Here is a 26,499-nt window from a genome sequence, read left to right as displayed (position 1 = left end):
AAGATAGCCGCCACGACGTTACAGGGAGTGGGAGAATCCGATGAAGTTTTTGCACCGTTTTTTAAATAGCGATGCCTCAGGTGGCATCGTGCTGATTTTGGCCGCTGCGCTGGCCATGCTCTGCGCAAACCTTGGCGCGACGCAGGAGATTTACAGCTCGTTTTTACAGACCCCGGTCCAGCTGAAAGTCGGCTCGCTTGAGATCAATAAAGACATGCTGTTGTGGATTAACGATGCGCTGATGGCGATCTTTTTCCTGATGGTCGGTCTGGAAGTGAAGTATGAACTGGTTGAGGGAACCCTCGCCAGCCGCCAGCAGGCGGTATTCCCGGTGATTGCCGCGCTGGGTGGAATGGTTGCACCCGCGCTGATCTTCCTGCTGTTTAATGGTCATAACCCGCTGGCAAGCCACGGCTGGGCCATTCCTACCGCGACCGATATTGCCTTTGCCCTTGGCGTACTGGCGCTGTTAGGTAATCGCGTCCCGCCGGTACTGAAGGTGTTTCTGATGGCGCTGGCGATCATTGACGATCTCGGCGCGATTGTGATTATCGCACTCTTCTACACCAGCGATCTCTCGACTCTGGCGCTGGGCGTTGCCGCCACCGCTATCGCTGTGCTTGCCATCATGAACGCGCTCAACGTGCGCCGTATCGGTCTCTATATGTTAGTGGGCGTCGTGCTGTGGACGGCGGTGCTGAAATCCGGCGTACATGCCACGCTTGCGGGCGTTATCGTCGGTTTCTTTGTGCCGCTGAAGAAAGAGAATGGCGTGTCGCCGTTACATCAGCTGAGTGATGCGATTAGCCCGTGGGTTGCCTGGCTTATTCTGCCGCTGTTTGCTTTTGCCAATGCCGGGGTTCCTCTTACCGGTATGTCGCTCTCCGGCCTGACGGATGTACTGCCGTTGGGGATTATTGCCGGTCTGGTGATCGGTAAGCCGCTCGGCATTTCGCTCTTCTGCTGGCTGGCGCTGCGTTTGAAACTGGCGAAGCTGCCGCACGGCGCGGTGTTCAAACAGATTATGGCGGTCGGCGTGCTGTGCGGCATCGGCTTTACCATGTCGATCTTTATCTCGTCGCTCGCCTTTGGTGATGAGCATGCCGATATGATCGCCTGGAGCAAACTGGGCATTCTCACCGGCTCGGTTATCTCGGCCGTAGCGGGTTACTGCCTGCTGCGTACGCGCATTATCCGCACGGCGTAGTCACCAAAAGGTAAAGCGCCATGTCATATATCAATTACAACCATCTGTACTACTTCTGGCATGTCTACCGGGAAGGCTCCGTCGTTGGCGCGGCGGAGGCGCTTTACTTAACGCCGCAGACGATCACCGGGCAGATCAAAGCGCTGGAGGAGCGGCTGCAGGGCAAGCTCTTTAAACGTAAAGGGCGGGGGCTGGAAGCTACCGAACTGGGTCAACTGGTGTTTCGCTATGCGGATAAGATGTTCGCGTTAAGCCAGGAGATGCTCGATATCATCAACTACCGCAAAGAGGCGAACCTGCTGTTTGATGTCGGCGTGGCGGATGCGCTCTCAAAGCGGCTGGTGAGCGGCATTCTTGATGCCGTCGTACAGGAAGGCGAGCCGATTCACCTGCGCTGCTTTGAGTCGACGCACGAGTTGCTGCTGGAGCAGTTAAGCCAGCATAAGCTCGATATGATTATCTCTGACTGCCCCATCGACTCTGCCCAGCAGGAGGGGCTCTTTTCGGTGAAGATTGGCGAATGCAGCGTCAGCTTCTGGAGCAGCGGCCCGGTGCCCGATCTGCCGTTTCCCGCCAGCCTTGAAACGCGTCGGTTATTAATTCCCGGTCGCCGCTCAATGCTCGGCCGCAAGTTAATGAACTGGTTTCATGTGCAGAATCTGCAGGTGGAGATCCTCGGCGAGTTTGATGATGCTGCGCTGATGAAGGCCTTTGGCGCGAAACATGACGCCATATTTGTTGCGCCGACCTCCTATGGAGACGACTTCTATGCCGATGCGCGAATGGTGGAGATCGGTCGGCTCGACAATGTGCAGGAGGAGTATCACGCGATTTTTGCTGAACGGATGATCCAGCATCCGGCGGTGCAGCGCATCTGCAATCGCGATTATTCAGCGCTTTTCGCGCTCCGCCAGAAATGAAAAAACCCGCCGAAGCGGGTTTTTTTTACAAAGCGAACAGCGAAGCGATTAAGCCAGGCTGTTGATACGCGCGGTCAGGTTAGCCTTATGACGCGCTGCTTTGTTTTTGTGGATCAGACCTTTAGCGGCCTGACGATCCACGATCGGTTGCATTTCGTTAAATGCATTCTGCGCAGCGGCTTTGTCGCCAGCTTCAATAGCTGCGTATACTTTCTTAACGAAAGTACGCATCATTGAGCGACGGCTAGCGTTGTGCTTGCGAGCCTTTTCAGACTGAACGGCGCGCTTCTTAGCTGATTTGATATTAGCCAAGGTCCAACTCCCAAATATGATCTTTATGGACAATTCAAAGGCCGGGGAATATGCCCTTTTAGCCTTCTTTTGTCAATGGATTTGTGCAAATAAGCGCCGTTAAGCAACGACGCTCGTTACGTAGTGATGGCGCAGGATTCTAACAGCTTGCGTGTCGCGAATACAGCTTTTCCACCAGAAAAATCGTGCATAACGGCAGATTCTCACCACAGCCAGCGGCAGCCTGATGAAAAGCCTCTCCTTTCTGGCGCGATAAGGCAATCGCCGGTTAACGTTGCCCGCTGTACAAGGTATAATCCGACGATTTTCACTGTTTTGAGCCAGACATGAAGCTGATACGCGGCATACATAACCTCAGTCATGCACCGCACGGGTGTGTGCTGACTATTGGTAATTTCGACGGCGTACATCGCGGTCATCAGGCGTTGCTACAGGGGCTGGGCGCAGAAGGGCGCGCGCGTGGCCTGCCGGTGGTGGTGATGATTTTTGAACCGCAGCCGCTGGAGCTGTTCGCCGGGGAAAAATCCCCCGCGCGGCTAACGCGTCTGCGCGAGAAGCTTCGCTGGCTGGCCGAGTGTGGCGTGGAGTATGTTCTCTGCCTGCGCTTCGACAGGCGTTTTGCGGCGCTAACCGCACAAACCTTTGTCAGCGACCTGCTGGTCGACCGCCTCGGTGTGAAATTTCTCGCAGTCGGTGACGATTTCCGTTTTGGCGCTGGTCGCCAGGGGGATTTCTTGTTATTACAGAAGGCCGGCGAGAAATATGGCTTTGACGTCACCAGTACGCAAACCTTCTGCGAAGGCGGCGTGCGGGTGAGCAGCACCGCGATTCGCCAGGCGCTGGCGAACGACGACCTGGCGCTGGCCGAGAATCTACTTGGCCGCCCGTTCAGCATCTCCGGGCGCGTTGTCCACGGCGATGCGCTGGGGCGCACCATCGGTTTTCCGACGGCGAATGTGCCGCTGCGCCGCCAGGTCTCCCCGGTAAAAGGGGTCTACGCGGTTGAAGTGGCGGGGCTCGGCGATACGCTGCTGCCGGGCGTGGCCAATATTGGTACCCGTCCGACGGTGGCAGGTATTCGCCAACAGCTGGAAGTGCACCTGCTGGATGTTGCAATGGACCTTTATGGTCGCCATATAGACGTAGTACTGCGTAAAAAAATACGTAACGAACAGCGCTTTGCTTACCTCGATGAACTGAAGGCGCAAATCGCCCGAGATGAGGTAGCGGCCCGTGAGTTTTTTGGGCTATCTAAACCGGCTTCTTAAGGCCTGGTGGTATTAATCAAACCGAAATACGGAACCGAGAATCTAATGAGTGACTATAAATCTACCCTGAATTTGCCGGAAACAGGGTTCCCAATGCGTGGCGATCTCGCCAAACGCGAACCGGGAATGCTGGCGCGTTGGACTGATGATGACCTCTACGGCATCATCCGTGCGGCGAAAAAAGGCAAAAAAACCTTCATTCTGCATGATGGCCCTCCATATGCGAATGGCAGCATTCATATTGGTCACTCGGTTAACAAGATTCTGAAAGACATTATTGTGAAGTCCAAAGGGCTCGCAGGTTATGACTCGCCTTACGTTCCGGGTTGGGATTGCCACGGTCTGCCGATCGAACTGAAAGTCGAGCAGGAGTACGGCAAACCGGGCGAGAAGTTTACCGCCGCCGAGTTCCGCGCCAAGTGCCGTGAATATGCCGCCACGCAGGTGGACGGGCAGCGCAAAGACTTTATCCGTCTGGGCGTGCTCGGTGACTGGTCGCATCCTTACCTGACCATGGACTTCAAAACCGAAGCCAATATCATCCGCGCGCTGGGCAAAATCATCGGTAACGGCCACCTGCTGAAAGGGGCAAAACCGGTGCACTGGTGCGTCGACTGCCGTTCCGCGCTGGCGGAAGCGGAAGTTGAGTATTACGACAAAACCTCACCGTCTATCGATGTCGCCTTCCAGGCCGTCGATCAGCAGGCGGTGAAAGCGAAATTCGGCGTTGATTCTGTTAACGGCCCGGTTTCGCTGGTTATCTGGACCACCACGCCGTGGACCCTCCCTGCTAACCGCGCTATCTCCCTCTCTCCGGAGTTTGAGTACGCGCTGGTACAGGTTGACGGTCAGGCGCTGATCCTGGCAAAAGATCTGGTTGAGAGCGTGATGAAACGCACCGGCATCAGCGATTATCGCGTGCTGGCTACGGTCAACGGCGCTGAGCTTGAACTGATGCGCTTCAAACACCCGTTCCTCGATTTCGACGTGCCGGCGATCCTTGGCGATCACGTTACGCTGGAAGCGGGTACCGGCGCGGTGCATACCGCCGGTGGTCACGGTCCGGACGACTACACCATCAGCCAGAAGTACGGTCTGGAAATTGCCAACCCGGTTGGCCCGGACGGTCGCTATCTGCCGGGCACCTACCCGACGCTTGATGGCATCAACGTCTTCAAAGCGAACGACATCATCGTGGCGCTGCTGACCGAAAAAGGCGCACTGCTGCACGTCGAAAAGATGCAGCACAGCTATCCGTGCTGCTGGCGTCACAAGTCGCCGATTATCTTCCGCGCCACGCCGCAGTGGTTCGTCAGCATGGATCAAAAAGGGCTGCGCACGCAGTCGCTGCAAGAGATCAAAGGCGTGCAGTGGATCCCGGACTGGGGCCAGGCGCGTATCGAATCGATGGTCGCTAACCGTCCTGACTGGTGTATCTCCCGTCAGCGCACCTGGGGCGTGCCGATGTCGCTGTTCGTTCATAAAGATAGCGAAGAGCTGCACCCGCGTACGCTGGAGCTGATGGAAGAGGTAGCAAAACGCGTTGAAGTTGACGGCATTCAGGCCTGGTGGGATCTCGATCCGCGCGACATCCTCGGCGATGACGCTGACAGCTATGTCAAAGTGCCGGATACGCTGGATGTATGGTTTGACTCCGGTTCAACCCACGCCTCCGTCGTCGACGTTCGCCCGGAGTTCGCGGGCCACGCGGCAGACATGTATCTGGAAGGCTCGGATCAGCATCGCGGCTGGTTTATGTCATCTCTGATGATCTCCACGGCGATGAAGGGTAAAGCACCTTATCGTCAGGTGCTGACCCACGGCTTCACCGTTGACGGTCAGGGCCGCAAGATGTCGAAATCGATCGGCAACACCGTTTCGCCGCAGGATGTGATGAACAAACTCGGCGCGGATATCCTGCGTTTGTGGGTGGCATCAACCGATTACACCGGTGAAATGGCCGTTTCCGACGAGATCCTGAAGCGTGCCGCTGATAGCTATCGTCGTATCCGTAACACCGCGCGCTTCCTGCTGGCGAACCTTAACGGTTTCGATCCGGCGAAAGATATGGTGGAACCGGAAGAGATGGTGGTGCTGGATCGTTGGGCCGTTGGCTGCGCGAAAGCGGCGCAGGAAGATATCCTGAAAGCCTACGAATCCTACGACTTCCATGAAGTGGTGCAGCGCCTGATGCGCTTCTGCTCCGTGGAGATGGGCTCGTTCTACCTCGACATCATCAAAGACCGTCAGTACACCGCGAAAGCGGACAGCCGTGCACGTCGCAGCTGTCAGACCGCGCTCTACCACATCTGTGAAGCGCTGGTGCGCTGGATGGCTCCGATCATGTCCTTCACTGCGGATGAGATCTGGGGCTATCTGCCAGGCGATCGCGAGAAGTATGTCTTCACCGGCGAGTGGTACGAAGGCCTGTTTGGCCTGGCGGACGATGAAGCGATGAACGACGCCTACTGGGCCGAGCTGCTGAAAGTGCGTGGCGAAGTCAACAAGGTGATCGAGCAGGCGCGTGCCGATAAGAAAGTGGGCGGCTCCCTTGAAGCGACGGTGACGCTGTTCGCACAGCCGGAGCTGGCGGCGAAACTGACGGCGCTGGGCGATGAATTACGATTTGTCCTGTTGACCTCAGGCGCGCAGGTTGCGGATTATGCCAGCGCGTCTGCGGATGTACAGCAGAGCGAACTGCTCAAAGGGCTGAAAGTAGCGCTGAGTAAAGCCGATGGTGAGAAGTGCCCGCGTTGCTGGCATTACACCCATGATGTCGGTCAGGTGGCGGAACACGCAGAAATTTGCGGACGCTGTGTTAGCAACGTCGCCGGTGACGGCGAAAAACGTAAGTTTGCCTGATGAGTAAACCGATCTTTTCAACAGGGCTGCGCTGGCTATGGCTGGTCGTGGCGGTGCTGATTATCGATCTGGGCAGTAAACACCTGATCCTCCAGAACTTCGCTCTGGGGGAAACGGTCTCTCTGTTCCCGTCGCTAAACCTGCACTATGCGCGTAACTATGGGGCGGCATTCAGCTTCCTCGCCGACAGTGGCGGCTGGCAACGCTGGTTCTTCGCGGGTATCGCTATCGGTATCTGCGTGGTGCTGACGGTGCTGATGTACCGCGCTAAAGCGTCGCAAAAGCTGAATAACATCGCCTATGCGCTGATTATTGGCGGTGCGCTCGGTAACTTGTTCGACCGTCTGTGGCATGGCTTTGTCGTCGATATGATCGATTTTTATGTGGGCGACTGGCATTTTGCTACCTTTAACCTTGCCGATACCGCAATCTGTATCGGCGCGGCGCTGATCGTGCTGGAAGGGTTTTTACCCTCCGCCGCAGTGAAAAAACAGGCGTAAGCCATAAAGCGTTGTAGGCCCGGTTATTAAGCCGGATAAGCGTAGCGCCATCCGGCATGCAATATACCCGGGTCCTACATTCGCTATCACATAAGAGCAACCTGCATGTCTAAATCCGTACAGAGCGACAGCGCAGTGCTGGTGCACTTCACGCTCAAGCTCGAAGATGGTTCACTTGCCGAATCCACTCGCAACAACGGTAAGCCGGCGCTGTTTCGCCTTGGCGACGGTTCCCTTTCCGAAGGGCTGGAGCAACATCTGCTTGGCCTGAAGGCCGGGGAGAAAAAGGTCTTTTCCCTTGAGCCAGATGCCGCCTTCGGCACGCCGAGCCCGGATCTGATCCAGTACTTCTCGCGCCGTGAATTTATGGACGCCGGCGAGCCTGAAATCGGCGCGATTATGCTCTTTACCGCAATGGATGGCAGCGAAATGCCGGGCGTGATCCGTGAAATCAACGGCGACTCGATTACCGTCGATTTTAACCATCCGCTGGCGGGCAGAACCGTCCACTTTGATATCGATGTGCTGGAAGTCGATCCGGCACTGGAGGAGACAGATGCAGATCCTGTTGGCTAACCCGCGCGGTTTTTGCGCTGGCGTTGACCGCGCTATCAGCATTGTTGAAAACGCGCTGGCCATCTACGGCGCGCCGATTTATGTGCGTCACGAAGTGGTGCACAACCGCTACGTGGTCGACAGCCTGCGCGAGCGCGGTGCCATCTTTATTGAGCAGATAAGCGAAGTGCCGGACGGCGCGATCCTGATCTTCTCGGCGCACGGCGTTTCACAAGCGGTGCGCAACGAAGCGAAAAGCCGTGATTTAACGGTCTTCGACGCCACCTGTCCGCTGGTCACGAAAGTGCATATGGAAGTGGCACGCGCCAGCCGTCGTGGCGAAGAGGCGATTCTGATTGGACACGCCGGTCACCCGGAAGTGGAAGGCACCATGGGTCAGTACAGCAACCCGAAAGGGGGCATGTACCTGGTTGAGTCGCCGGACGATGTGGCGACGCTTGAGATCAAAGATCCGGGCAAACTCTCCTTCATGACCCAGACCACGCTCTCCGTCGACGATACCTCTGACGTTATTGACGCCCTGCGCGTGCGTTTCCCGCAGATCGTCGGGCCGCGTAAAGATGATATCTGCTACGCCACCACCAACCGTCAGGAAGCGGTGCGCGCACTGGCTGAACAGGCGGAAGTGGTGCTGGTAGTCGGGTCGAAAAACTCCTCCAACTCCAACCGGCTCGCCGAGCTGGCGCAGCGGATGGGCAAAGCGGCCTATCTGATTGATGATGCCTCTGATATCCAGGAGCGCTGGGTTCAGGGTATTGCCTGTGTCGGCGTTACCGCTGGCGCGTCCGCGCCGGATATTCTGGTGCAGAACGTGATTACCCGCCTGCAGGAGCTGGGCGGCGGCGAAGCCATCCCGCTTGAAGGACGCGAAGAGAATATCGTCTTCGAAGTGCCAAAAGAGCTGCGGGTCGAGGTTCGCGAAGTCGAGTAACCTTTTTCCCGAGGGTTATGCGAAGATGCCAGACTGAGTCTGGCATTTTTTTTGACCATTTTTCGTGGAGGGGCTATGGGTCTGCCAATCATTCTCGACACCGATCCCGGTATTGACGACGCCGTGGCGATTGCCGCCGCGCTGTTCGCACCCGAGTGCGATCTGAAACTGATCACCACCGTTGCCGGTAATGTTTCGCTGGAGAAAACCACCCGCAACGCGCTGCAACTGCTTCACTTCTGGAACGCGGATGTCCCGCTGGCGCAGGGAGCCGCCACGCCTTTGCTGCGCCCGCTTTATAACGCGGCAGATGTGCATGGCGAATCGGGGCTGGATGGCTACGACTTTATCGAACACGCACGTCAGCCGATGGCGATCCCGGCCTTTCAGGCGATCCGCGACATGCTGCTGGCCTCGCCTGAACCCATTACACTTGTGACCATCGGCCCGCTGACCAATATCGCGCTGCTGTTTACCCACTACCCGGAGTGCCAGTTCAACATCCGTCGGCTGGTGATGATGGGCGGCTCCGCCGGGCGCGGTAACTTTACGCCGAGCGCCGAATTTAATATCGCCGTCGATCCCGACGCCGCGGCGCGCGTTTTTGCCAGCGGGCTGGATATCGTCATGTGCGGCCTGGATGTCACCAACCACGCGACCCTTGCGCCCGCCTTTCTGGCAACGCTTCCCACCCTGAACCGCACCGGCAAAATGTTGCATGCGCTTTTCAGCCACTACCGCAGCGGCAGCATGGCGACCGGTCAGCGCATGCACGATCTCTGCGCTATCGCTTACCTGGTCCGCCCGGATCTCTTTACCCTCAAACCCTGCTTTGTGGCGGTTGAGACGCAGGGGCAGTTCACCACGGGTGCGACGGTGGTGGATATCGACAGCAAGCTGGGGCTACCCGCCAATGCGCAGGTAGCGCTGGATATGGATGTTGAAGGCTTTCGTACATGGTTCGCCGGGGTGCTGGCGCTGGCACCTTAAAACCCATTAACGCGATGACAAACGAGAGAAGACGCGATGACTGAACGACTCTATTACACCAGCGATGCACTGGAAGGCCACGCGCGCGTACTGCGCTGCACGGAACAGGCTGATGGCCGCTATGGGATCGTGCTCGATCGCACGCTGTTCCATCCGCAGGGCGGCGGTCAGCCGGCCGATAAAGGCTGGATCAACGGCGTGACGGTCGAAAGCGTGGCGCAGCAAGAGGATGAGGTGATCCATCTGCTGGCGCAGCCGCTGCCAGTGGGCGAGGTGGAAGTGAAAATTGATGCTGAGACCCGCGCACTGCACAGCCAGCTGCACTCCGCCGGGCATCTGATTGGTTATGCGGGTGAAGCCGCTGGCTGGCGGCCGGTCAAAGCGCACCACTGGCCGGGGGAAGGGCGCATCACCTTCGCACCGGGAGAGGAGGCCGCAGAGCCTGAGGCCGCGACCTTTACGGACGCCATTACGCGGTGGCAATCCGCGTCGCTGGCGCGGAGCATCGCCTTTGAAGCGGGGCGCAGACGGGTCAGTTTTGGCGATCTCCCGGCGTACGGCTGCGGAGGAACGCATGTGCGCTCACTGGCGGAACTCGGCCTGGTGGTGATCAGCAACGTCAAAGTGAAAAAAGGGCAGCTGATTGTTAACTATACGGTGGCGTAGCGCCTCTCCTGTCCTCATGCCTTTTACTGATATTTGCCGGTGTATATCATTAATTTCTAATTATCGACGTTTTCGGCTGGTGGCTCAGCGATGGGCTGGTTAATCTGGAAACGATTTTTACGCATTTAATTAACAAAAGAGCACAACTATGCATGATGCAGCAATCCGCGTAGCCATCGCGGGCGCTGGCGGTCGTATGGGCCGACAGCTGATTCAGGCGGCGCTGGCTATGGAGGGCGTGGCCCTTGGTGCAGCGCTGGAGCGGGAAGGTTCATCTCTGCTGGGAAGCGATGCGGGCGAACTCGCAGGCGCGGGTAAAAGCGGCGTCACGGTGCAGAGCAGCCTTGAGGCAGTGAAAGATGATTTCGATGTCTTTATCGATTTCACCCGCCCGGAAGGGACGCTGTACCATCTCGCCTTTTGCCGTCAGCACCATAAAGCCATGGTGATCGGGACTACCGGTTTTGATGACGCGGGCAAGCAGGCCATCAGCGACGCGGCGCAGGAGATTGCCATCGTCTTTGCCGCCAACTTTAGCGTTGGCGTAAACGTCATGCTGAAGCTGCTGGAGAAGGCGGCGAAGGTGATGGGCGACTACACCGACATTGAAATTATCGAAGCCCACCACCGTCATAAAGTGGATGCCCCGTCAGGCACGGCGCTGGCGATGGGTGAAGCGATCGCCAGCTCACTGAATAAAGAGTTAAAAGAGTGCGCGGTTTATTCGCGTGAAGGCCATACCGGTGAGCGGGTTCCCGGCACCATTGGCTTTGCTACGGTTCGCGCCGGGGATATCGTCGGCGAACATACGGCGATGTTCGCCGATATTGGCGAACGTGTCGAGATTACGCATAAAGCGTCAAGCCGCATGACCTTCGCTAATGGCGCGGTGCGTTCCGCTTCATGGCTTAAAGATAAAGAAAACGGTCTTTTTGATATGCGTGATGTCCTCAATCTCAACAATCTGTAAGCATTTTACCCTTCGTGATGTGGTTGTTGCAGTCATAATGGATTGATTGCAAAGGGCAATAATTTATTGCCCTTTTATTTTGCCCTCTATAAGCTATTTTTCTCTTTAAGCCGCTAAATCAAACGCTTTATAAGCCATTTTTTGTTTCTAAAATGTAAATTTTTACCATTTGGTCTGGTTTTTCCTCCCGACCACGACTCAGATACAATTTTCTTCCCGCGCAAGCGTTTTCCCCGCTCTGTTTATCTTCTTTTTTTATCTCTTAAACCTTGTAAAAGCAGGCAGTGGCGTAAAAGAGAAAGAAAAATAGGCCTCATAAGTTGACTTTTATCCCGCATCTCTCCAGAATGCCGCCGTTTGCCAAAAATCCACGGCCAGCAAATTTGCATTGATTCATCATCCTGATATGAATTAATATGCAAATAAAGTGAGTGAATATTCTCTGGAGGGTGTTTTGATTAAGTCAGCGCTATTGGTTCTGGAAGACGGAACCCAGTTTTACGGTCGGGCCATAGGGGCAACAGGCACGGCGGTTGGGGAAGTCGTTTTCAATACTTCAATGACCGGTTATCAAGAAATCCTCACTGATCCTTCCTATTCCCGCCAAATCGTCACTCTTACTTATCCTCATATTGGCAATGTCGGCACCAACGCGGCTGACGAAGAGTCCTCTCAGGTGCATGCGCAAGGTCTGGTAATTCGCGACCTGCCGCTGATCGCCAGCAACTACCGCAGCACTGAAGATCTCTCTTCCTACCTGAAACGCCATAACATCGTGGCGATTGCCGATATCGATACCCGCAAGCTGACCCGCCTGCTGCGCGAAAAAGGCGCACAGAACGGCTGCATTATCGCGGGCGAAAACCTCGACGAGACCGTGGCGCTGGAGAAAGCGAAAGCCTTCCCGGGGCTGAACGGGATGGATCTGGCGAAAGAGGTGACGACTCAGGAGAGCTATAGCTGGACGCAGGGCAGCTGGACGCTTGCGGACGAGTTGCCGGAAGCGAAACAAGAGAGCGAACTGCCTTACCACGTTGTGGCCTACGATTACGGCGCAAAACGCAACATTCTGCGCATGCTGGTGGATCGCGGCTGCCGCCTGACGGTAGTCCCGGCGCAAACCCCGGCCGCAGAAGTGTTGAAAATGAATCCGGACGGTATCTTCCTCTCTAACGGCCCCGGCGACCCGGCACCGTGCGATTACGCTATCGACGCGATTAAAGCTTTCCTGGAAACCGACATCCCGGTGTTCGGCATCTGCCTCGGACACCAGCTGCTGGCGCTGGCGAGCGGTGCAAAAACCGTGAAGATGAAGTTTGGTCACCACGGCGGCAACCACCCGGTAAAAGATATCGACAACAATACGGTAATGATCACCGCGCAGAACCACGGTTTTGCCGTTGACGAGGCGTCGATGCCTGCCAACCTGCGCGTCACGCACAAATCGCTGTTCGACGGCACGCTGCAGGGCATTCACCGCACCGATAAGCCTGCCTTCAGCTTCCAGGGTCACCCGGAAGCCAGCCCTGGCCCGCACGACGCCGCGCCGCTGTTTGACCACTTTATTGAATTGATTGAGCAGTATCGTCATACCGCCAAATAATCAGGAGAAAAAGAGCCATGCCAAAACGTACAGACCTAAAAAGCATCCTGATCCTTGGCGCTGGCCCGATTGTTATCGGCCAGGCGTGTGAATTCGACTACTCCGGCGCGCAGGCGTGTAAAGCGCTGCGCGAAGAGGGTTACCGCGTAATCCTGGTGAACTCCAACCCGGCAACCATCATGACCGACCCGGAAATGGCGGACGCCACTTATATCGAGCCAATCCACTGGGAAGTGGTGCGCAAGATCATCGAAAAAGAGCGCCCGGACGCAGTGCTGCCGACGATGGGCGGCCAGACCGCGCTCAACTGCGCGCTGGAGCTTGAACGTCAGGGCGTGCTGGAAGAGTTCGGCGTGACGATGATTGGTGCTACCGCAGATGCGATTGATAAAGCGGAAGATCGCCGCCGTTTCGATATCGCGATGAAGAAAATCGGCCTCGATACCGCGCGTTCCGGCATTGCGCACACCATGGACGAAGCGCTGGCCGTAGCGGCTGACGTCGGCTACCCGTGCATTATCCGCCCCTCCTTTACCATGGGTGGTACCGGTGGCGGCATCGCCTATAACCGCGAAGAGTTTGAAGAGATTTGCGCCCGCGGCCTCGACCTCTCTCCGACCAAAGAGCTGCTGATTGATGAGTCGCTGATTGGCTGGAAAGAGTATGAGATGGAGGTGGTGCGCGATAAGAATGAAAACTGCATCATCGTCTGCTCGATTGAAAACTTCGACGCCATGGGCATTCATACCGGTGACTCCATCACGGTGGCCCCGGCGCAGACCCTGACCGACAAAGAGTACCAAATCATGCGTAACGCCTCGATGGCGGTACTGCGTGAAATCGGTGTGGAGACCGGCGGCTCCAACGTGCAGTTCGCGGTTAACCCGAAAAACGGTCGTCTGATTGTTATCGAGATGAACCCGCGCGTGTCACGCTCTTCAGCGCTGGCCTCAAAAGCGACCGGCTTCCCGATTGCCAAAGTGGCGGCGAAACTGGCGGTAGGTTACACGCTGGATGAGCTGATGAACGATATCACCGGCGGGCGTACCCCGGCGTCGTTCGAACCCTCTATCGACTATGTCGTCACCAAAATCCCGCGCTTCAACTTCGAAAAATTTGTCGGTGCTAATGACCGCCTGACCACGCAGATGAAATCCGTTGGTGAAGTGATGGCGATTGGCCGCACCCAGCAGGAGTCGCTGCAAAAAGCGCTGCGCGGCCTCGAAGTGGGCGCCACCGGCTTCGACCCGAAAGTAAGCCTTGAGGATCCGGAAGCGCTGACCAAAATCCGCCGCGAGCTGAAAGATGCGGGCGCTGATCGTATCTGGTACATCGCTGACGCTTTCCGCGCTGGTCTTTCCGTCGATGGCGTCTTCAACCTGACCAATATCGACCGCTGGTTCCTGGTGCAGATTGAGGAGCTGGTGCGTCTGGAAGAGCAGGTTGCCGCGCAGGGCATTAACGGCCTGAACGCCGATTTCCTGCGCCAGCTGAAACGCAAAGGCTTCGCCGATGCGCGTCTGGCGACGCTGGTTGGCGTGCGCGAAGCGGAGATCCGCAAGCTGCGTGACCAGTACAACCTGCACCCGGTCTACAAACGCGTTGATACCTGCGCCGCGGAATTCGCTACCGATACCGCGTATATGTACTCCACTTATGAAGAGGAGTGCGAAGCGAACCCGAACCAGGATCGCGAAAAAATCATGGTGCTCGGCGGTGGTCCAAACCGTATCGGCCAGGGTATCGAGTTTGACTACTGCTGCGTCCACGCCTCGCTGGCGCTGCGCGAAGATGGTTACGAGACCATTATGGTCAACTGTAACCCGGAGACCGTCTCCACCGATTACGACACCTCTGACCGCCTCTACTTCGAGCCGGTAACGCTGGAAGATGTGTTGGAAATCGTGCGCATCGAGAAGCCGAAGGGCGTGATTGTTCAGTACGGTGGCCAGACGCCGCTGAAACTGGCGCGCGAACTGGAAGCAGCGGGCGTACCGATTATCGGCACCAGCCCGGACGCGATTGACCGCGCAGAAGACCGCGAACGTTTCCAGCAGGCGGTAGAGCGCCTGAAGCTGCTGCAACCGGCTAACGCCACCGTTACGGCGCTGGAGCAGGCGGTTGAGAAAGCCAAAGAGATCACCTATCCGCTGGTGGTGCGTCCCTCCTATGTGTTGGGCGGCCGCGCAATGGAGATTGTCTACGACGAAGTTGACCTGCGTCGCTACTTTATGACCGCAGTCAGCGTCTCGAACGATGCGCCGGTGCTGCTGGATAAATTCCTTGATGACGCAGTAGAAGTGGACGTCGACGCGATTTGCGACGGCGAAAGCGTGCTGATTGGCGGCATCATGGAGCATATCGAGCAGGCAGGGGTGCACTCCGGTGACTCCGCGTGTTCGCTGCCGGCCTATACGCTCAGCCAGGAGATTCAGGATGTGATGCGCCAGCAGGTGCAGAAACTGGCGTTTGAATTGCAGGTGCGCGGTCTGATGAACGTGCAGTTCGCAGTAAAAGATAACGACGTCTACCTGATTGAAGTGAACCCGCGCGCGGCGCGTACCGTACCGTTTGTCTCAAAAGCGACGGGTGTTCCGCTGGCGAAAGTGGCGGCGCGCGTGATGACCGGCCAGACCCTGGCTGCGCAGGGACACACCAGCGAAATTATCCCGCCGTACTACTCGGTGAAAGAGGTGGTGCTGCCGTTCAACAAATTCCCGGGCGTTGACCCACTGTTAGGGCCGGAAATGCGCTCGACCGGGGAAGTGATGGGCGTCGGTCGCACCTTTGCTGAAGCGTTTGCCAAAGCGCAGCTCGGCAGCAACTCCACCATGCAGAAGCGTGGCCGTGCGCTGCTGTCAGTGCGTGAAGGGGATAAAGAGCGCGTTGTTGACCTTGCCGCCAAGCTGCTGAAGCAGGGCTTTGAGCTGGATGCCACCCACGGCACAGCGATTGTGCTCGGCGAAGCAGGCATCAACCCGCGTCTGGTGAATAAGGTGCATGAAGGGCGTCCGCACATTCAGGACCGTATTAAGAATGGCGAATATACCTACATCATCAACACCACCGCAGGCCGCCAGGCGATTGAGGATTCAAAACTGATTCGCCGCAGCGCGCTGCAGTACAAGGTGCATTACGACACCACCCTGAACGGCGGCTTCGCCACCGCGATGGCGCTGAATGCCGACGCCACCGAGAAGGTGACCTCCGTGCAGGAGATGCACGCGCAGATCAGCAAGTAACAGAACGGGCCGGTTTACCGGCCCGAATTTTTTGTATTTGTAGGCCGGATAAGGCGTTGCCGCCATCCGGCAATAATGCCTGATGGCGCTTCGCTTATCAGGCCTACGCTAACCTTCCTGCATTCCCCACCTTCAGAGTGTTCTGTATTTTCCTCATACCTCAGCGAGTTACCCTACACTTACTCCCAAGAAGCCTAAAATTCACTGCAAAACAGGGAGAGAACCATGAAAACTAAACTTCTGCTCACATCCGTAATGACTGCCGCTGCGCTGTTCACCGTTGCTGGTTGTTCTTCAAACCAGGCTGTAGAGACGACCGATGGCAAAACTATCGTTACCGACGGCAAGCCGCAGGTAGACAAAGATACCGGCATGGTCTCCATTAAAAATGCCGAAACCGGCAAAACGCAGCAGATCAACCGTGACCAGGTTAAAGGGATGAGCGAGCTGAATAACTAATTCGCCACGCTTAGCGTGCGGTGGCTTTCGCCGCCGCACGACCCCCCTCTGAATTCCCCTACAGATTGCTACTGTTAGCCAATCGATTAACTGTCTACACTCTTTGAAAATTGTCAGTGAAACAGGTAATCGATGATCCTTATTATTTACGCCCACCCCTATCCGCAACACTCCCATGCTAATAAGCAGATGCTTGAGCAGGTCGGGACAATGGATGAGGTGGAGATCCGCTCCCTTTACGACCTCTATCCCGATTTCAATATCGACATTGCCGCCGAGCAGCAGGCGTTGGCGCGTGCCGATCTCATCATCTGGCAGCACCCGATGCAGTGGTATAGCGTCACGCCGTTACTCAAACTCTGGATCGATAAAGTGCTGGCTCACGGCTGGGCATATGGTCACGGCGGCACCGCATTGCGTGGCAAAAGCATTATGTGGGCGGTGACCACCGGCGGCGGCGAGCACCATTTTGATCTGGGTGAGCACCCTGGTTTTGAAGTGCTGGCTCAGCCTTTGCAGGCCACGGCGCTTTATTGCGGGCTAACCTGGCTGCCGCCTTTTGCCATTCACCGCACTTTTGTCTGCGATGACGAAACCCTGCAGGCGCAGGCACGGCAATATAAACAGCGTTTGCAGACATGGCTGGAGGTGCAGCGTGGATAGTCACTCAATGATTCAGGCGCTGATCTACCTGGGCGCGGCGGCGCTGGTGGTGCCAATCGCCATGCGCCTCGGGCTCGGTTCAGTGCTTGGTTACCTGATTGCCGGCGGGATTATCGGCCCGTGGGGGTTACGGCTGGTCACCGATGCGGAGTCTATTCTGCACTTCGCCGAAATTGGCGTGGTATTGATGCTGTTTATCATCGGCCTGGAGCTTGATCCGCAGCGGTTATGGAAATTACGCGCCTCGGTGTTTGGCGGCGGCGCATTGCAGATGGGCAGCTGTGGCCTGTTGCTTGGGGGCTTCTGTCTGCTGCTCGGCCTGCCGTGGCCGGTGGCGCTGCTGATTGGCCTGACGCTGGGGCTCTCATCGACCGCTATCGCCATGCAGGCGATGAATGAGCGGAACCTGACCGCCTCGCAGATGGGGCGCAGCGCCTTTTCAGTGTTGCTGTTCCAGGATATCGCCGCCATTCCGCTGGTGGCGATGATCCCGCTGCTGGCCGCCAGTGGCGGAGCGATGACTCTCAGCGCCTTTCTATTATCCGCGTTGAAAGTGGTGGCGGCGCTAACGCTGGTGGTGCTGATTGGGCGTTATGTCGCGCGCCCGGCGCTGCGTTTTGTTGCCCGCTCCGGACTGCGCGAAGTCTTCTGCGCCGTGGCGCTGCTGCTGGTCTTCGGTTTCGGTTTGCTGCTGGAAGAGGCCGGGTTATCGATGGCGATGGGCGCCTTCCTCGCCGGGGTGCTGCTGGCCAGCTCCGAGTATCGCCACGCGCTGGAGAGCGATATCGAGCCGTTTAAAGGGCTGCTGCTCGGGCTCTTCTTTATCGGCGTTGGCATGTCGATCGATTTCGGCACGCTGGTGAGCCATCCGCTGCGCATTCTGCTGATGCTGGGCGGATTCCTGGTGATTAAAACCGCTGTGCTGTGGCTGATCGCGCGTCCTTTAACGGTGCCGCGTAAGCAGCGCTGGTGGTTTGCGGCGCTGCTGGGGCAGGGGAGTGAGTTCGCTTTCGTGGTATTTGGCGCGGCGCAGACGGCGCAGGTGCTGGACAGCGAATGGGCAAAAGCCTTAACCCTCACTGTGGCGCTGTCGATGGCAGCAACGCCGCTGCTGCTGGTGCTGCTCGCGCGTCTGGAGGCGGGCGGCGGCGATCGTGAGCAGGAAGCCGATGCGATCGATGAAGAGGAGGCGCGGGTGATTGTCGCCGGCTTTGGCCGCTTCGGGCAGATCTCAGGGCGCTTGTTGCTCTCCAGCGGCGTGAAGATGGTGATCCTCGATCACGATCCCGACCATATCGAGACGCTGCGTAAGTTTGGCATGAAGGTCTTCTACGGTGACGCGACCCGCGTCGATCTGCTGGAGTCTGCGGGCGCGGCGCGGGCGGAAGTATTGATCAACGCAATTGATGATCCCGAAGCCAGCCTGCACTTAACGGAGCTGGCGAAAGAGCACTTCCCGCACCTGCGCATTATTGCCCGCGCCCGCGATGTCGATCACTACATTCGCCTGCGTCAGATGGGCGTTGAGGATCCTGAACGTGAGACCTTCGAAGCGGCGCTGAAAACCGGCCGTCTGGCGCTTGAAGGGCTGGGGCTGGGTGCCTATGAGGCGCGTGAGCGCGCCGATCGCTTCCGCCGCTTTAATCACGACATGATTGAAGAGATGGCAAATGCGGAAGATGGCGGCCAGGGGCGCGTTGCGGTGTTTAAACGCACCAGCGCCATGCTGACGGAGATTATCGCCGAAGATCGTGCGCATCTCTCCGTCACGCAGCGCCATGGCTGGCAGGGAACGGAAGAGGGAAGACATACTGACGATCCGGCAGATGGGCCCGCGGTAAAACCGCAGCCCTGATCGCGTGGCCTGTTAAGGCTGCTTGACGGCTAACGGCTTGATAGATCAGGCATGGAAAGCTGGCGGTGCGAAGATGTGCAGGGTCACCGCCAGCAGAACAGAAATTTTTCTTCTTCTTTACCTTGCGCACCGTCGACGAAAGATTGTGCTTTCCGTATAGTGGCGACAATTTTTTGCATCCAGGAAATGAATGAATGATCAGTCTGATTGCGGCGTTAGCAGTGGATCGCGTCATCGGTATGGAGAATGCCATGCCGTGGGATCTCCCTGCCGATCTCGCCTGGTTTAAGCGCAACACCTTAAACAAACCTGTTGTGATGGGCCGCCTGACATGGGAATCCATCGGTCGCCCGCTGCCGGGGCGTAAAAACATTGTCATCAGCAGCCAGCCAGGCACCGACGATCGCGTTGAGTGGGTGAAATCCGTTGAAGATGCGCTGGCGGCGTGCGGCGATGCGCAGGAGATCATGGTGATCGGTGGCGGACGCGTCTACGAGCAGTTCCTGCCGAAAGCACAGCGCCTCTACCTGACGCACATTGATGCGGAAGTGGAGGGCGATACCCATTTCCCGGATTACGATCCGGACGAGTGGGACTCGGTCTTCAGTGAATTCCACGACGCGGACGCGCAGAATTCACACAGCTACTGCTTCGAAATTCTCGAGCGTCGCTAATAGCAAAATCCCCGGCATGCCGGGGATTTTCATTTCAGGAGGCGATGGCTTCCCCATCACCCAGATCCATCTGGCGATTCGATGGCTGGGTGAAGATCTGCTTATCCTCCCAGCGCAGGCAGGTGAGATCCCCGCCCCAGCAGCAGCCCGTATCCAGCCCGTAAATCCCCTCCGGCGTGCCTTCCCCTTCCAGCGATGCCCAGTGACCGAAGACGATGCTGTACGCCTGCGCAACCTGACCCGGAATTGAGAACCAGGGTTTCAGCGGTGCCGGCGCGTTCTGCGGCGTATCTTTGCAGTACATATCCAGCTGCCCGTTCGGGAAGCAGTAACGCATGCGCGTAAACGCGTTGGTGATAAAGCGTAAACGTGCAAGGCCGCTTAGCTCCGGTGACCAGTGGTTTGGTAGATCGCCATACATCGCATCGAGGAACAGCGGATAGGAGTCGCTCGCCAGCACCGCTTCGACATCGCGGGCGCAGCTTTTCGCCGTGTCGAGATCCCACTGTGGCGTGATCCCGGCGTGGGCCATCACCACCTTTTTCTCTTCGTCGACTTGCAGCAGCGGCTGGCGGCGCAGCCAGTTAATCAGCTCGTCGGCGTCGGGCGCTTCCAGCAGCAGGTTAAGCCGATCTTTTGGCTTATTGCGGCTGATGCCGGCAAAGACCGCCAGCAGATGCAGATCGTGATTGCCGAGCACAATGCGCGCGCTGTCGCCAAGAGATTTGACGTAGCGCAGCACGTCGAGCGAGCCAGGGCCGCGCGCCACGAGGTCGCCGGTCAGCCATACGGTGTCTTTTTCCGGTGAAAACTCCACCTGGTTTAACAGCGCGATCAGTTCATCAAAGCAACCGTGAACGTCGCCAATAAAGTATGTAGACATTGATTAATGGATCACTATTGGAACGGCGAGTCGGAAGACCGGGATAGCGACGCGGAAGGGGTTACCCTGCGCATCGACCATATCGTAATGGCCCTGCATGGTGCCCAGCGGCGTTTCGATCACCGCGCCGCTGGTGTACTGAAATTCGCCGCCTGGCTCGATATGGGGCTGCTCGCCGACCACACCTTCACCCTGCACTTCCGTTTCGCGGCCATTTCCATTGGTGATCAACCAGTAGCGACTTAGCAACTGGACGGCGCTTCGCCCCAGGTTCCGGATGGTGACGGTGTAAGCAAAGACATAGCGTTCATGGTCGGGTTGCGACTGTGATTCGATATAGAGGCTTTGAACCTGCACAGAGACGCGGGGCGAATTGATCATGGGTTAACTCTCCTTCGGCGGCGCATTATCCGTCAGATAGTTGGCTAACTGACAATACTGCGCAACAGAGATATTTTCTGCGCGCATCGTCGGATCGATACCCAACGATGAAAGCACGTCGACGGTAAACACATTGCCGAGACTGTTACGAATGGTCTTACGGCGCTGGTTGAACGCTTCGGTAGTAATGCGGCTCAGGGTGCGAACCTCTTTTACCGGGTGCGGCATAGTGGTATGCGGCACCAGGCGCACCACGGCGGAATCGACTTTTGGCGGCGGTGCGAAGGCGGTCGGCGGCACTTCGAGCACCGGGATCACCTGGCAATAGTACTGCGCCATTACGCTCAGTCGTCCATACGCTTTACTGTTCGGCCCTGCAACCAGGCGGTTTACCACCTCTTTTTGCAACATAAAGTGCATGTCGGCAATGGCATCAGTATAGCTAAACAGATGAAACATCAACGGTGTCGAGATGTTGTAGGGCAGATTGCCGAAAACGCGCAGCGGCTGGCCGAGGGTTTGCGACAGCTCGCCGAAGTTCATGGTCATCGCATCCTGCTGATAAATCGTCAGCTTTGGTGCGAGGAACGGATGCGTTTGCAGACGAGCCGCCAGATCGCGGTCAAGCTCGATAACCGTCATTTTATCCAGACGGTCGCCGACCGGTTCGGTCAGCGCGCCAAGACCCGGGCCGATTTCGACCATGGCCTGACCCTTTTGCGGGTTGATGGCGGAAACGATGCTGTCGATCACGAACTGGTCGTGGAGGAAGTTTTGCCCGAAGCGCTTGCGGGCTAAGTGGCCCTGATGGACGCGAGTATTCATTGAGTATTAACAATCATCTTGATGGCGAGATTAAGCGCCGTAATAAAACTGCCGACCTCCGCGGTTCCCTTTCCCGCCAGTTCAAGGGCGGTACCGTGGTCGACGGAGGTGCGAATAAAAGGTAAACCGAGGGTAATATTCACCCCGCGGCCAAAGCCCTGGTATTTTAGCACGGGCAGGCCTTGATCGTGGTACATCGCCAGCACCGCGTCGGCGTTATCGAGGTATTTCGGCTGAAACAGCGTGTCTGCCGGGAGCGGACCGCTCAAGTTCATGCCTTCGTGACGCATCGCTTCCAGCAGCGGAATGATGGTATCGATCTCTTCCGTGCCCATATGGCCGCCTTCACCCGCGTGGGGGTTGAGGCCGCAGACCAGAATATGCGGAGAGGCAATACCAAACTTCTGCCGTAAATCGCCGTGCAGGATGGTGATAACTTCACGCAGCAGATCGGGCGTGATGGCATCTGCAACCTCCCGGAGCGGCAGGTGCGTCGTCGCTAGCGCCACGCGCAGCGTCTCCGTTGCCAGCATCATCACCACTTTGTCGGCGTGAGCGCGCTGCTCGAAAAACTCTGTGTGCCCGGTAAAGGGCGTACCCGAATCGTTGATCACCCCTTTATGCACCGGGCCGGTGACCAGCGCGGCGAATTCGCCGTTCAGGCAACCATCGCAGGCGCGGGCAAGGGTAGAGACGACGTAAGCACCGTTTTGCGGATTAAGACGACCAGCGACAACCGGCGCGTTGAGCGCAACGGGCAGCAGGGTAAGGGTTCCGGCCTGTTGCGGCGCCGCTGCATGCCCGGGAGCGTACTCCCGAAGCGTAAGCGGCAGACCGAGCAGGGCTGCCCGGTCGGTTAACAGCGTCGCATCGCCACAGATTACCAGTTCAACCGGCCAGTCGCGCTGGGCGAGCTGCACCACCAGATCCGGGCCAATCCCGGCGGGTTCGCCGGGAGTGATAACGATGCGCTGCGTGTTCATCAGTTGCTCAGAATTTTGACGTAAGCGCTGGCGCGTTGTTCCTGCATCCAGATTGCCGCCTCTTCAGAGAACTTGCGGTTCATCAACATCCGGTAGGCGCGATCTTTCTGCGCGGCATCGGTTTTGTCGACGTTGCGCGAATCGAGCATTTCGATCAGGTGCCAGCCGAAGGAGGAGTGCACCGGGCCGCTCATCTGGCCGCGTTTCAGCTTCATCAGCGCATCGCGGAAAGCGGGATCGTAGATATCCGCTGCCGCCCAGCCGAGGTCGCCGCCCTGGTTGGCTGAACCCGGATCCTGAGAGAACTCTTTCGCCGCATTAGCAAACGTGGTGCGACCGCTCTTAATATCGGCAGCAATCTCTTCCAGCTTAGTGCGCGCCTGGTCATCAGTCATGATCGGCGACGGCTTCAGCAGGATGTGACGGGCATGCACCTCGGTCACGGAGATGCTCTTCGACTGACCGCGCAGATCGTTCACTTTAAGAATGTGGAAACCGACACCGGAGCGAATTGGGCCCAGCACGTCGCCTTTTTTCGCCGTGCTCAGCGCCTGAGCGAAGACGCTCGGCAGCTCCTGAATACGGCCCCAGCCCATCTGGCCGCCTTTCAGCGCCTGCTGGTCGGCAGAGTAGGTGATTGCCAGCTTGCCAAAGTCAGCGCCGTTACGCGCCTGCTCTATGATAGAGCGCGCCTGGGCTTCTGCTTCGTTAACCTGTGCGGAGGTCGGGTTTTCTGACAGCGGGATCAGGATGTGGCTCAGGTTCAGCTCGGTGCTGGCATCGTTCTGATTGCCAACCTGCTGTGCCAGCGACTCCACTTCCTGCGGCAGCACGGTCACGCGGCGACGCACTTCGCTGTTACGCACTTCGGAGATGATCATCTCTTTGCGGATCTGATTACGATAGGTGCTGAAATTCATCCCGTCGTAGGCCAGACGGCTGCGCATCTGATCCATCGTCATGTTGTTCTGTTTCGCAATATCCGCGATAGCGGCATCGAGCTGTTCGTCAGTCACTTTGACGCCCATCTTCGTGCCCATCTGCAAAATGATCTGATCCATGATCAGACGCTCCAGGATCTGATGGCGCAGGGTTTTGTCATCCGGCAACTGTTGACCTGCCTGGCCAGCATTCGCTTTGACGGACTGCATCAAACCATCAACGTCACTTTCGAGCACGACGCCGTTATTCACCACGGCGGCGACTTTATCGACAACCTGAGGCGCGGCAAAACTGGTATTCGCAACCATAGCGATACCGAGAAGCAGCGTTTTCCAGTTCTTCATACCTTTTCCATTTCAATTAACCGCAGTGCGGATTACGTTGCAAATCAAACAGATCACAGTGAGCTACGGTACGGCAGGATGTTCGAGCGCAGCATCTCTTGCGTACCCAGGCCATAGTTGGAACTCAGGCCGCGAAGCTCAATGTTGAAACCGATAACTTTTTCATACTTGCTCTGATCGTTCTCCCAGCCGTTAAGCTTACGTTCCCAACCGAGGCGAATCGCATAACAGCAGGAGTTGTACTGCACACCAACCATCTGGTCCGCAGGCTTACTGGTATTGGTATCAAGATAGTACGCGCCAACAAGAGACCAGCGATCGGCGATCGGCCAGCTTGCGGCGGTGCCCACCTGCGAAATCCCGTTTTTATACTGCTCAGCTTTGGCAAAGTTCGGCAGCGTAGCCTGGATATACTCCGGGCTTGCGTAACGGTAGCTCAGCTGCAACAGACGGTCTTGATCCCGGCGGTACTCCAGCGCAGAGCTGCTGTTGGCGATGTTGTTCAGACGCGTATCGTACTGAACCCCGCCGCGCAGGCCCCAACGGTCGGAGATACGCCAGTAGGTATCGCCCGCCCATACCAGCGAACCGGTTTTGTTGTCTTTCTCCCAGTTGATATTGTCATCACCGGTACGGGACTCGGTGAAATAGTAGATTTGACCAACAGAAACGTTAAAACGTTCAACCGCCGCATCATCATAAATACGCGTGGTAAGACCGGTGGTAACCTGGTTTGCTGACGCGATACGGTCGAGACCGCCGTAGGTACGGTCACGGAACAGGCCGCTGTAGTCCGACTGCAGCAGGGAGGAGTCGTAGTTATTGATATGGCTCTGATCGCGGTACGGTACGTAGAGGTACTGCGCGCGCGGCTCCAGTGTCTGGGTGTAGCCCGCCGCCCAATCCATATCACGCTCAAAGACTAGCTTACCGTCGGCTTTAAACTGCGGCATAACGCGGTTTACTGAGTCGCGGTAATCGGTACCGTTACGGGTGTTATAGGTGTCGACATTGGTCTGCTGGTAGTGGGTCGCCAGCAGTTTAACTTCCGTATTGAGGCTGCTCCAGCCATTAGAAACCGGCAGGCTTAAGGTCGGCTCCAGATGCAGACGCGTTGACTCTGGGTTATTTTTGTTGGTGTTAACAAAGTTGACCGCCTGGCCATACATGCGGAAATCAAACGGACCAAGATCGTTATGGTACCAGTTCACGTCCACCTGCGGCTGCGCAGAGTAGGAGTTACTGTTGTTACGGTTAAACACCTGGAACTGCTTGGTGGAGACCGTAGCGTCAAAGTTTTGAACCGCATAGCCGACGCTCAGGATCTGCGTGGCGTAACCGTCGGTACTGGAACCATATTTTGACGAGAAGTCGTTAAAATAGCGCGGATCGCTCACTTTGGTGTAGTTCGCGTTAAAACGCCACACTTTATCCATTACACCGCTGTGCTGCCAGAAGAAGAGCCAGCGATGGCGATCGCCCTCTTTTGGGTATTCGTCTTCGTAGACTTTATCTGATGGCAGGTAGTCGAACTCGATCAGGCCCTGGCCGGCTTGCGACAAGTAGCGGAACTCATTCTGCCACTGGGTGTTGCCGCGCTTGTGGATATAGTGCGGCGTGATCGTCGCATCCATATTGGGCGCGATGTTCCAGTAGTAGGGCAGATAGAATTCGAAATAGTTGCTGGTAGTGTACTTGGCGTTCGGGATCAGGAAACCTGAACGGCGCTTATCGCCGATCGGCAATTGCATATAAGGGCTGTAGAAGACCGGAACCGGGCCGAGCTTAAAGCGGGCGTTCCAGATCTCAGCAACCTGCTCTTCGCGATCCTGAATCACCTCGCTGCCGACAACGCTCCAGGTATTGGAGCCGGGCAGACAGGAGGTAAAGGTACCGTTGTCCAGAATGGTATAGCGATTCTGGCCGCGCTGTTTCATCAGATCGGCTGTACCGCGCCCCTGGCGGTCCACCATCTGGTAGTTACCGTCCCAGATATTGGTATCTTTGGTGTTGAGGTTCGCCCAACCTTTCGGACCTTTCAGGATGACCTGATTGTCGTCATAGTGCACATTACCGAGCGCATCCACCGTTCGTACAGGTTCCGTCTGACCTTCCGGTTGCTGTTGATGAACCTGCACCTCATCGGCCTGCATGCGGCTATTACCCTGATTAATATCGACATTACCGGTAAAAACGGCGTCGTCAGGGTAGTTGCCTTTAGCATGATCGGCGTTGATCGTTACCGGTAAGTTATTGGTATCGCCTTTAATCAGGGGGCGGTTATAGCTGGGAACGCCAAGCATACACTGCGAGGCAAGATCGGCTGCCATACCCTGCTGACTGTAAAGGGCGTAGCCAATCATGGTGGCCAGGAGGGTGGGGATACGTTTTTTCATACGTTTTATGTGTTGTTCCGTCATCTGTGGCTTTACGCTGGCAAACG

General features: G+C 57.0%; 23 protein-coding genes. 16 read left to right on the top strand and 7 right to left on the bottom strand.

Annotated features, from left to right (window positions below):
- Positions 1–40: 40 nt before the first annotated feature.
- Together nhaA and nhaR are read left to right on the top strand one after the other, a co-directional pair.
- Complete coding sequence (gene nhaA / locus BWI95_RS02135) at positions 41–1,207, top strand: Na+/H+ antiporter NhaA (protein WP_076768921.1); 1,167 nt, start codon at positions 41–43, stop codon at positions 1,205–1,207.
- Between the two features lie 20 nt (positions 1,208–1,227).
- Positions 1,228–2,127, top strand: coding sequence for a transcriptional activator NhaR (nhaR, locus tag BWI95_RS02130; protein ID WP_076768920.1), 900 nt, complete (start codon positions 1,228–1,230; stop codon positions 2,125–2,127).
- 48 nt (positions 2,128–2,175) lie between these two features.
- On the opposite strand, the gene rpsT is transcribed toward nhaR, so the two are convergent.
- Complete coding sequence (gene rpsT / locus BWI95_RS02125) at positions 2,176–2,439, bottom strand: 30S ribosomal protein S20 (RefSeq protein ID WP_023480327.1); 264 nt, start codon at positions 2,437–2,439, stop codon at positions 2,176–2,178.
- Positions 2,440–2,765: 326 nt separating this feature from the next.
- On the opposite strand from rpsT, the gene ribF reads away from it, so the two are divergent.
- The 14 genes from ribF to folA all read left to right on the top strand — a co-directional run bounded on the left by ribF (position 2,766) and on the right by folA (position 19,698).
- Positions 2,766–3,707, top strand: coding sequence for a bifunctional riboflavin kinase/FAD synthetase (gene ribF, locus BWI95_RS02120; protein ID WP_076768919.1), 942 nt, complete (start codon positions 2,766–2,768; stop codon positions 3,705–3,707).
- A 45-nt stretch (positions 3,708–3,752) separates the two neighbouring features.
- Positions 3,753–6,569, top strand: coding sequence for an isoleucine--tRNA ligase (gene ileS / locus BWI95_RS02115; RefSeq protein ID WP_076768918.1), 2,817 nt, complete (start codon positions 3,753–3,755; stop codon positions 6,567–6,569).
- The gene (lspA, locus tag BWI95_RS02110) at positions 6,569–7,069 is read left to right on the top strand and encodes a signal peptidase II (RefSeq protein ID WP_076768917.1); all 501 of its coding nucleotides are present in this window, start codon (positions 6,569–6,571) and stop codon (positions 7,067–7,069) included. The genes ileS and lspA overlap by 1 nt, the downstream gene beginning before the upstream one ends.
- 105 nt (positions 7,070–7,174) lie before the next feature.
- Complete coding sequence (gene fkpB, locus BWI95_RS02105; RefSeq protein WP_054802788.1) at positions 7,175–7,645, top strand: FKBP-type peptidyl-prolyl cis-trans isomerase; 471 nt, start codon at positions 7,175–7,177, stop codon at positions 7,643–7,645.
- The gene (gene ispH / locus BWI95_RS02100) at positions 7,626–8,576 is read left to right on the top strand and encodes a 4-hydroxy-3-methylbut-2-enyl diphosphate reductase (protein WP_076768916.1); all 951 of its coding nucleotides are present in this window, start codon (positions 7,626–7,628) and stop codon (positions 8,574–8,576) included. Before fkpB ends, ispH begins: the two co-directional genes overlap by 20 nt.
- Positions 8,577–8,651: 75 nt before the next feature.
- Entirely contained in the window at positions 8,652–9,566 is a 915-nt protein-coding gene (gene rihC / locus BWI95_RS02095; protein ID WP_054802789.1) for a ribonucleoside hydrolase RihC, read from the top strand.
- Between the two features lie 36 nt (positions 9,567–9,602).
- Entirely contained in the window at positions 9,603–10,232 is a 630-nt protein-coding gene (locus tag BWI95_RS02090) for an alanyl-tRNA editing protein (protein WP_076768915.1), read from the top strand.
- A gap of 148 nt (positions 10,233–10,380) precedes the next feature.
- A complete protein-coding gene (dapB, locus tag BWI95_RS02085) occupies positions 10,381–11,202 on the top strand; it encodes a 4-hydroxy-tetrahydrodipicolinate reductase (protein WP_076768914.1) in 822 nt (273 codons plus the stop codon).
- Positions 11,203–11,656: 454 nt separating this feature from the next.
- The gene (gene carA / locus BWI95_RS02080) at positions 11,657–12,805 is read left to right on the top strand and encodes a glutamine-hydrolyzing carbamoyl-phosphate synthase small subunit (protein WP_023480398.1); all 1,149 of its coding nucleotides are present in this window, start codon (positions 11,657–11,659) and stop codon (positions 12,803–12,805) included.
- Between the two features lie 17 nt (positions 12,806–12,822).
- Positions 12,823–16,047 (top strand): carbamoyl-phosphate synthase large subunit, encoded by a 3,225-nt coding sequence (gene carB, locus BWI95_RS02075; RefSeq protein ID WP_076768912.1) that lies wholly within the window; start codon positions 12,823–12,825, stop codon positions 16,045–16,047.
- A 225-nt stretch (positions 16,048–16,272) separates the two neighbouring features.
- Positions 16,273–16,506, top strand: coding sequence for a YgdI/YgdR family lipoprotein (locus BWI95_RS02070; RefSeq protein ID WP_023480333.1), 234 nt, complete (start codon positions 16,273–16,275; stop codon positions 16,504–16,506).
- Between the two features lie 132 nt (positions 16,507–16,638).
- Entirely contained in the window at positions 16,639–17,169 is a 531-nt protein-coding gene (gene kefF / locus BWI95_RS02065) for a glutathione-regulated potassium-efflux system oxidoreductase KefF (protein WP_054802790.1), read from the top strand.
- On the top strand, positions 17,162–19,024 hold the full coding sequence (gene kefC, locus BWI95_RS02060) for a glutathione-regulated potassium-efflux system protein KefC (RefSeq protein ID WP_076768911.1): 1,863 nt from the start codon (positions 17,162–17,164) through the stop codon (positions 19,022–19,024). The genes kefF and kefC overlap by 8 nt, the downstream gene beginning before the upstream one ends.
- A gap of 194 nt (positions 19,025–19,218) precedes the next feature.
- Positions 19,219–19,698 (top strand): type 3 dihydrofolate reductase, encoded by a 480-nt coding sequence (gene folA, locus BWI95_RS02050; protein ID WP_023480281.1) that lies wholly within the window; start codon positions 19,219–19,221, stop codon positions 19,696–19,698.
- Positions 19,699–19,732: 34 nt separating this feature from the next.
- Here the strand turns inward: folA and apaH are convergent, their stop codons facing one another.
- Genes apaH through lptD form a run of 6 tightly spaced genes read right to left on the bottom strand, consistent with a single transcriptional unit; the run spans position 19,733 to position 26,452 of the window.
- Positions 19,733–20,581 (bottom strand): bis(5'-nucleosyl)-tetraphosphatase (symmetrical) ApaH, encoded by an 849-nt coding sequence (gene apaH / locus BWI95_RS02045; protein WP_054802792.1) that lies wholly within the window; start codon positions 20,579–20,581, stop codon positions 19,733–19,735.
- A 3-nt stretch (positions 20,582–20,584) separates the two neighbouring features.
- A complete protein-coding gene (apaG, locus tag BWI95_RS02040; protein ID WP_042715373.1) occupies positions 20,585–20,962 on the bottom strand; it encodes a Co2+/Mg2+ efflux protein ApaG in 378 nt (125 codons plus the stop codon).
- 3 nt (positions 20,963–20,965) lie between these two features.
- Complete coding sequence (gene rsmA, locus BWI95_RS02035) at positions 20,966–21,787, bottom strand: 16S rRNA (adenine(1518)-N(6)/adenine(1519)-N(6))-dimethyltransferase RsmA (RefSeq protein WP_023480359.1); 822 nt, start codon at positions 21,785–21,787, stop codon at positions 20,966–20,968.
- Entirely contained in the window at positions 21,784–22,773 is a 990-nt protein-coding gene (gene pdxA, locus BWI95_RS02030) for a 4-hydroxythreonine-4-phosphate dehydrogenase PdxA (RefSeq protein ID WP_128483656.1), read from the bottom strand. The genes rsmA and pdxA overlap by 4 nt, the downstream gene beginning before the upstream one ends.
- The gene (surA, locus tag BWI95_RS02025; protein WP_076768909.1) at positions 22,770–24,056 is read right to left on the bottom strand and encodes a peptidylprolyl isomerase SurA; all 1,287 of its coding nucleotides are present in this window, start codon (positions 24,054–24,056) and stop codon (positions 22,770–22,772) included. Before surA ends, pdxA begins: the two co-directional genes overlap by 4 nt.
- A gap of 53 nt (positions 24,057–24,109) precedes the next feature.
- On the bottom strand, positions 24,110–26,452 hold the full coding sequence (gene lptD, locus BWI95_RS02020) for an LPS assembly protein LptD (protein ID WP_076768908.1): 2,343 nt from the start codon (positions 26,450–26,452) through the stop codon (positions 24,110–24,112).
- Positions 26,453–26,499: the final 47 nt, after the last annotated feature.

The sequence above is a fragment of the Kosakonia cowanii JCM 10956 = DSM 18146 genome, assembly GCF_001975225.1.
GTDB classification, from domain to species: Bacteria; Pseudomonadota; Gammaproteobacteria; order Enterobacterales; family Enterobacteriaceae; genus Kosakonia; species Kosakonia cowanii.
Note: the sequence above shows the minus strand (reverse complement) of the source record. Positions and strands in the feature narration are given on the sequence as shown.

Excerpts from the sequence above, each read along its gene's own strand:
- BWI95_RS02090 (WP_076768915.1), top strand. The coding sequence starts at position 9,603 with ATGACTGAACGACTCTATTACACCAGCGATGCACTGGAAGGCCACGCG.
- rsmA (WP_023480359.1), bottom strand. The coding sequence starts at position 21,787 with ATGAATACTCGCGTCCATCAGGGCCACTTAGCCCGCAAGCGCTTCGGG.
- ispH (WP_076768916.1), top strand. The coding sequence starts at position 7,626 with ATGCAGATCCTGTTGGCTAACCCGCGCGGTTTTTGCGCTGGCGTTGAC.
- kefF (WP_054802790.1), top strand. The coding sequence starts at position 16,639 with ATGATCCTTATTATTTACGCCCACCCCTATCCGCAACACTCCCATGCT.
- lptD (WP_076768908.1), bottom strand. The coding sequence starts at position 26,452 with ATGAAAAAACGTATCCCCACCCTCCTGGCCACCATGATTGGCTACGCC.
- fkpB (WP_054802788.1), top strand. The coding sequence starts at position 7,175 with ATGTCTAAATCCGTACAGAGCGACAGCGCAGTGCTGGTGCACTTCACG.
- carB (WP_076768912.1), top strand. The coding sequence starts at position 12,823 with ATGCCAAAACGTACAGACCTAAAAAGCATCCTGATCCTTGGCGCTGGC.
- ileS (WP_076768918.1), top strand. The coding sequence starts at position 3,753 with ATGAGTGACTATAAATCTACCCTGAATTTGCCGGAAACAGGGTTCCCA.
- nhaA (WP_076768921.1), top strand. The coding sequence starts at position 41 with ATGAAGTTTTTGCACCGTTTTTTAAATAGCGATGCCTCAGGTGGCATC.
- dapB (WP_076768914.1), top strand. The coding sequence starts at position 10,381 with ATGCATGATGCAGCAATCCGCGTAGCCATCGCGGGCGCTGGCGGTCGT.
- BWI95_RS02070 (WP_023480333.1), top strand. The coding sequence starts at position 16,273 with ATGAAAACTAAACTTCTGCTCACATCCGTAATGACTGCCGCTGCGCTG.
- nhaR (WP_076768920.1), top strand. The coding sequence starts at position 1,228 with ATGTCATATATCAATTACAACCATCTGTACTACTTCTGGCATGTCTAC.
- apaH (WP_054802792.1), bottom strand. The coding sequence starts at position 20,581 with ATGTCTACATACTTTATTGGCGACGTTCACGGTTGCTTTGATGAACTG.
- rihC (WP_054802789.1), top strand. The coding sequence starts at position 8,652 with ATGGGTCTGCCAATCATTCTCGACACCGATCCCGGTATTGACGACGCC.
- lspA (WP_076768917.1), top strand. The coding sequence starts at position 6,569 with ATGAGTAAACCGATCTTTTCAACAGGGCTGCGCTGGCTATGGCTGGTC.
- ribF (WP_076768919.1), top strand. The coding sequence starts at position 2,766 with ATGAAGCTGATACGCGGCATACATAACCTCAGTCATGCACCGCACGGG.
- folA (WP_023480281.1), top strand. The coding sequence starts at position 19,219 with ATGATCAGTCTGATTGCGGCGTTAGCAGTGGATCGCGTCATCGGTATG.
- apaG (WP_042715373.1), bottom strand. The coding sequence starts at position 20,962 with ATGATCAATTCGCCCCGCGTCTCTGTGCAGGTTCAAAGCCTCTATATC.
- surA (WP_076768909.1), bottom strand. The coding sequence starts at position 24,056 with ATGAAGAACTGGAAAACGCTGCTTCTCGGTATCGCTATGGTTGCGAAT.